6 protein-coding genes are annotated in these 5,298 nt (G+C 68.1%); 5 read left to right on the top strand and 1 reads right to left on the bottom strand.

The annotated features are described in order from the left end of the window. Nucleotides 1-3: 3 nt before the first annotated feature. Nucleotides 4-492, bottom strand: a complete 489-nt coding sequence (locus IJH84_RS11325; protein WP_295143731.1) for a glutathione peroxidase — start codon at nt 490-492, stop codon at nt 4-6. A 472-nt stretch (nt 493-964) separates the two neighbouring features. On the opposite strand from IJH84_RS11325, the gene IJH84_RS11320 reads away from it, so the two are divergent. The 5 genes from IJH84_RS11320 (at nt 965) to IJH84_RS11300 (ending at nt 5,244) form a co-directional block, all read left to right on the top strand. Continuing rightward, a complete protein-coding gene (locus IJH84_RS11320) occupies nt 965-1,519 on the top strand; it encodes an LmbU family transcriptional regulator (protein WP_295143729.1) in 555 nt (184 codons plus the stop codon). Nucleotides 1,520-1,712: 193 nt separating this feature from the next. Continuing rightward, entirely contained in the window at nt 1,713-2,933 is a 1,221-nt protein-coding gene (locus IJH84_RS11315) for a cytochrome P450 (protein ID WP_295143726.1), read from the top strand. A gap of 80 nt (nt 2,934-3,013) precedes the next feature. Then, a complete protein-coding gene (locus tag IJH84_RS11310; protein ID WP_295143723.1) occupies nt 3,014-3,907 on the top strand; it encodes an LLM class flavin-dependent oxidoreductase in 894 nt (297 codons plus the stop codon). Nucleotides 3,908-3,945: 38 nt separating this feature from the next. Further along, nucleotides 3,946-4,392, top strand: a complete 447-nt coding sequence (locus IJH84_RS11305) for a VOC family protein (protein WP_295143720.1) — start codon at nt 3,946-3,948, stop codon at nt 4,390-4,392. A gap of 21 nt (nt 4,393-4,413) precedes the next feature. Then, the gene (locus IJH84_RS11300; RefSeq protein ID WP_295143717.1) at nt 4,414-5,244 is read left to right on the top strand and encodes a phytanoyl-CoA dioxygenase family protein; all 831 of its coding nucleotides are present in this window, start codon (nt 4,414-4,416) and stop codon (nt 5,242-5,244) included. Nucleotides 5,245-5,298 lie beyond the last annotated feature (54 nt).

Here is a 5,298-nt window from a genome sequence, read left to right as displayed (position 1 = left end):
GGGTCAGCGGGGAAGGACGCGCTCGATGGCGGCGCGCACCTCGGGCGAAGCGGGTTCGACGGTCGGTGCGAAGCGGGCGGCGACTACGTCGTCCGGGGTGACGAGGACCTGCTCGAAGTTCCACCGGATGTCGCCGCGGTATCCGTCCGCGTCGGGCGCCTCGACGAGGCCGTCGTAGAGCGGGTGCCTGCCCTGGCCGTTGACCTCGACCTTTTCGGTCATCGGGAACGTCACGTCGAAACGGGTCGAGCAGAACTCGGCGATCTCCACCGGATCACCGGGCTCCTGCCCGTAGAACTGGTTGCACGGGACGCCGAGGACGGTGAACCCCCGCGTGCGGTAGTCGCGGTGCAGCCGCTCCAGCGCGGTGTATTGGCCGGTCAGTCCGCACTCCGAGGCCACGTTGACGATCAGCATGGCCGTTCCCGCGTATTCGCGCAGTCGAATCCGGGTGCCCGCCAGCGAGTTGATCGGCACCTCCCGCACGGCCATGCGCTGCTCCTTTCGAACACCCGAAAGCGGACGATTCCCCCATTCGGCGGGAACGCCGAGCCTCCGGGTACCGACGCGAATTCTTCTGCGGTTGCGATCGTACGGGCCGCGCGCCCCGCATCGTTCCTTTCCCGGGGACTTCCCGGTGAGAATCGAGGCGTGGGGCGGCCCGCTTCCGTCTCGCCGGCGAGACAGGTCCGGACGCGCGCCATGCGCGTCGAATAGCAGGCGCAGCCGAGGTCCGGTACCTCCTTTCGTCGACATCGCGAGCAGGGCTTCGCCGATGTGCGGGTGCCGGTGTGACCGGCAACGGGCCGGGCGCGTCCACTCGATCGGACCTTGTGCCGGTAGGCCGGCTTGTTAAGCTCCGCTTGCACTGCCTGCAGAGGTTTGAGCCGTTTCTTGGGGGACGCGCTTGAGTATTCCGACAGTCGGCACATACTGTGCGGACGCAACGGGACAAAACAACTTGATGCCGATTCATCCCGCGGTGGTGGCGGATTCCAGCGGATTGCAGATCGTCGAACCGGTAACGCTGGAGGATTGGCGTGCTATCGGTGAGACCCTGGCAACGGTATCAAGTGCGTCGGCTTGGTGGATCGGCGATTGGTTGGTGTACGGGCAGGACGCCTACCCCGATCGCTACAAGCGGGCGATCGACCGGACGATGCTGGATTACCAGACGTTGCGGAACTATTCCTGGGTGGCGCGCAAGTTCGCGCCGTCCCGGCGGCGGAAGTCGCTGAGCTTCCAGCACCACGTCGAGGTGGCCGGGCTGCGGCCGGAGGAGCAGGACCACTGGCTCGAACTGTCCGAGAAGTTCAAGTGGTCCAAGAACGCGCTGCGGAAGCAGATCAAAAACAGCTCGGAGCGTGCGGCCGGGGAATGCGCGGATTCGTCGTTCAACGTGCAGCTCGAACTGAACCAGAACCGGGTGCAGAGCTGGGAGAGCGCGGCGCAGCGCAGCAATCGCAGTCTGCAGAGCTGGATCGTGAGCACGCTGGACGCCGCGGCCGACAACGGGTGATCGGCGCCGGGATCACGGGCGCGCGAGGCGGCCGGAAAGCTGGGGAGTTCCGGCCGGCCAGGTGGATGTCCGGCAGAAGGGACCGCTGCTGAACGGCGGTTCCCGGACCGTTTCCCGGCAAAGTCGATGCTGTGCGGCGGATCCGGGGCGGTGGTTCCGGTTCCGCCTGGTGTGCCGAAAAGGAGAACAGGTCATGACTTCCGCTCGCGAAGAAGTGGACGAGGAAAACGACGACATCGAGCCGTATCCGTTCGGTCCGGCTCGTCGGCTCGAACTGCACCCGCGGTTCGCCGAGCTGCGCGCGACCAAGCCGGTCGCCGAGGTGCGCCTGCCGTACGGCGGCCGGGCCTGGTTGCTCACCAGGTACGCGGACATCAAAACGGCGATGAACGATCCCAGATTCCGGCGGACGACCCCGGAGGACCCCGACGTTCCGCGCACGACGGAGGATTACCCCGCGAGCCGCGAATCGCTGCTGACCGCGCCACCGCAGGAGCACATGCGGCTGCGGCGACTGGTCATGAAGGCGTTCACCCACCGCGAGATCGAGAAGCTGCGCGAGCAGGCGCAGGTCATCGTCGACGGACTGATCGACGACATGGTCGAGCGCGGTTCTCCTGCGGATCTCGGCGAGGCGATCGCGTGGCAGCTCCCGATCAGGATCATCTGCAAGATCCTGGGCGGCGACGTGGCGGACAAGGACCGGTTCGCGAAGTGGGCCGTGCAGGTCCAGGGGTCGCAAGGGCGCGAGCAGATGGAGCAGGGCCACGCCGAGCTGAACGCGCACCTCGCGCAGCTCGTCGCGGCGCGTCGCGCGGCCCCGGCCGACGACCTGCTCAGCTCGCTGGTGCTGGCGCGGGACGAAGGCGATCGGCTCACCGAGGAGGAGCTGATCTCCACCGGGATGGTGCTGCTGGTCGGCGGCTTCGAGACCTCGGCCAACCAGATCTGCAACTCGGTCTACACCTTGCTGGAGCGGCCGGAGCTGTGGAACCGGCTCGTCGAATCCCCGGAGTACGTGCCGAATGCGGTGGAGGAACTGCTGCGCTTCCTGCCGCTGGTGCAGGAGACGACGTTCCCGGTCGTCGCCGGTGCGGACATCGAGCTCAGCGGTGTCCTGATCAAGGAGGGCGACGCGGTCATCTCCTTCCCGTACGCGGGCAACCGCGATCCCGAGGTGTTCGACCGCCCGGAGGAGATCGACCTGACCCGCTCGGAGAACCCGCACCTGACCTTCAGCCACGGCGTGCACCACTGCCTGGGTGCGGCGCTGGCGCGGATGGAGATCCAGGTCGTGCTCGATCTGCTGGTGCGCCGGTTGCCCCGGTTGCGGCTGGCGATCCCGGCCGAGGACGTGGAGTGGCGGTCGGACCTGCTGCTGCGGACGATCCGGCGGCTTCCGGTGGCCTGGTGAGCGCGCGGCGGATCGTTCGCCGTCAAGAGGTCGTCATGCGGGCGGTGCGAGCCGCCGGGGAATTTCGCTGAGGAGGAGCCGTGCGTTGTGGTGTGCTGATCCTGCCGGAACAACGCTGGTCGCGAGCCGCGCAGCGGTGGCGGGCAGCCGAGGAGATGGGCTTCGACTCCGCCTGGACCTATGACCACCTGTGGTGGGATCCGCTGCGGGACGGGGCGTGGTTCTCGGCGTTCCCGGTGCTGACGGCCGCGGCCGCCGTGACCAGCCGCATCCGCCTCGGCACGCTGGTGACCTCGCCGAGTTTCCGGCACCCGGTCACCACCGCCAAGGACGTGGTGACCGTGGACGACATCTCGGGCGGACGGTTCACGCTGGGCATCGGCGCGGGAGCGGAGAATTCCGGGGACGCGGCGGCGCTGGGGACGCAGGTGCAGCGCCGGGAGCGCTTCGAGCGGTTCGAGGAATTCGTCGACCTGTCCGACGAACTGCTGCGCAACGATGTGACGAACTACCGGGGGAAGTTCTACTCGGCGGTGGACGTGCGCATGACCCCGGGTTGCAGGCAGCTGCCGCGAGTGCCGATCGCGGTCGCCGCGGCCGGTCGGCGGGGCATCGAGCTGGCGGCGCGGCGCGGGGACGCGTACGTGAGCTTGGGACCGCCGGACCTCTCCGGCAAGTACACCCCCGACGACGTGCGGGAAATCGTCGGGCAGCAGCTCGGCGAGCTGTCCCGGGCGTGCGAGCGCGCGGGCACCGACTTCGCCGGGATGGACAAGATCTACGCGACCACGGGCTACACCGGCGACTTCCTCGATTCGCCGGAGAAGTTCTTGCGCACGGCGGAGTCGTACGCGGCGGCGGGGGTGACCGAACTCGTGGTGCATTGGCCGCGCGAGTCCGGCGTCTACGCCGCTGATTTCGCCACCTTCGAGAAGATCGCCGAGGAGGCGCTGCCGCGGATTCGGCGGCTGTGATCCCGGCGTCCGCAATTCCGACGCCGAAAGGTGCGAGAATGGAAACACCGTTCCGACGGCTGCACCACATCTGCATCGTGGTGCGCGACATCGAGCGCGCCGTGCGCTTCTACGAATCCGTGGGAATCGGTCCGTGGCAGGACTACCCGCCGCTGTCGCAGTACACGTTCGATCCGCCGGACCACGACGGGCTGCTGAACCTCAAGTACAAGTTCGTCGGCTTGGGCGACATGCAGTTGCAGATGGTCGAGCCCGGCGAGGGCGACTCCCCGCAGCGGCGGTTCCTGGAGGAGCGCGGTGAAGGGGTCTTCCACCTCGGGTTCCTGGTCGACGACGTGGCCGCGGCCACGGATTCGGCCGGACAGCTCGGGTTGCCGCCCTGGCTGACCGGACGACGCGAGGACTCGAGCGGTTTCACCTTCTTCGAGACCGCGGAAAGCGCCGGCGTGCACCTGGAGATCAGGCAGAGCCCGCGCGGCAAGTAGCAACAACGACGGAAGGTTGGCATGACCACGTCCAGGCACGAAGTCAGCTACGAGATCAACAACCGGCTGCACGACTACCCGCGCCACGACATCGATGTGCACGCTTCGCAGGAGGAGATGGACCGGTTCGTCGAGGACGGCTACGTGCTCCGGCGGGGGTTCATCCCGCCGGAATGGGTGCGGGAGTTCGGCGCCGCCGTCGACGCGCTGGCGGAGCAGGAAAAGGACGCGGCCGGCGCCGAGGTGCTGGAGCGCAACGGCCTGTACTTCCGCCGGCTGCTGGACAAGGACGCGTCGTTCCACAAGCTGATCACCTACGATCCCGCGTTGTCCGTGGCGCGGGCCCTGCTGGGGCCGCGCGTCTCGTTCAGCATGGACTGCCGCTACGCATTGGCCGGGGTCGCGGACGCGGGCGTGCCGTGGCACATGCACTTGTGCGTCATCCCGGAGCCGCTCCCGCCGTTCTTCTGCTTCCCGCACAGCGTGCACGGGCTGATCTACCTGGACGAGATCGACGAGTCCGAAGGACCGCTGTGCGTCATCCCCGGCAGCCACAAGACGCCGCGGATGGAACTGGACGGCACCTACGAGCCGCATCCGGAGGAGGACCGGATCAAGTTCGCCCCGGGCGACGCCGTCCTGATGCACGGGAACCTGTGGCACCGCACGGTGCCGACCGCTCCCGGCTGCGGGCAGCGCAGACTCCTGCTGTTCTCCTACGCACCGGCGTGGCTGCGCAACGAGGTGGCCCTCGGGGTGCCGCCCGAGGGCGCGTTGACGGACAAGCTGCGCCATTCCGATGACCCGCAGCTCGCAGAGCTGGTGGACGGCAGCAGCGTCTACACGTTGTGAACCCCGCGCCCGGCTCGTCCGGGCCGACCGCGCAGAACGGCCCGGTCATCGCGG

The sequence above is a fragment of the Saccharopolyspora sp. genome (assembly GCF_017434145.1).
In the GTDB taxonomy this organism is placed as follows: domain Bacteria; phylum Actinomycetota; class Actinomycetes; order Mycobacteriales; family Pseudonocardiaceae; genus Saccharopolyspora_C; species Saccharopolyspora_C galaxeae.
The sequence above is the reverse complement of the archived record's forward strand: the minus strand, read 5'-3'. Positions and strand labels throughout refer to the sequence as shown.

What these genes read in the sequence shown, in the direction of transcription:
- IJH84_RS11325 (WP_295143731.1), bottom strand. Translation starts at nt 492, where the DNA reads ATGGCCGTGCGGGAGGTGCCGATCAACTCGCTGGCGGGCACCCGGATT.
- IJH84_RS11320 (WP_295143729.1), top strand. Translation starts at nt 965, where the DNA reads ATGCCGATTCATCCCGCGGTGGTGGCGGATTCCAGCGGATTGCAGATC.
- IJH84_RS11315 (WP_295143726.1), top strand. Translation starts at nt 1,713, where the DNA reads ATGACTTCCGCTCGCGAAGAAGTGGACGAGGAAAACGACGACATCGAG.
- IJH84_RS11305 (WP_295143720.1), top strand. Translation starts at nt 3,946, where the DNA reads ATGGAAACACCGTTCCGACGGCTGCACCACATCTGCATCGTGGTGCGC.
- IJH84_RS11300 (WP_295143717.1), top strand. Translation starts at nt 4,414, where the DNA reads ATGACCACGTCCAGGCACGAAGTCAGCTACGAGATCAACAACCGGCTG.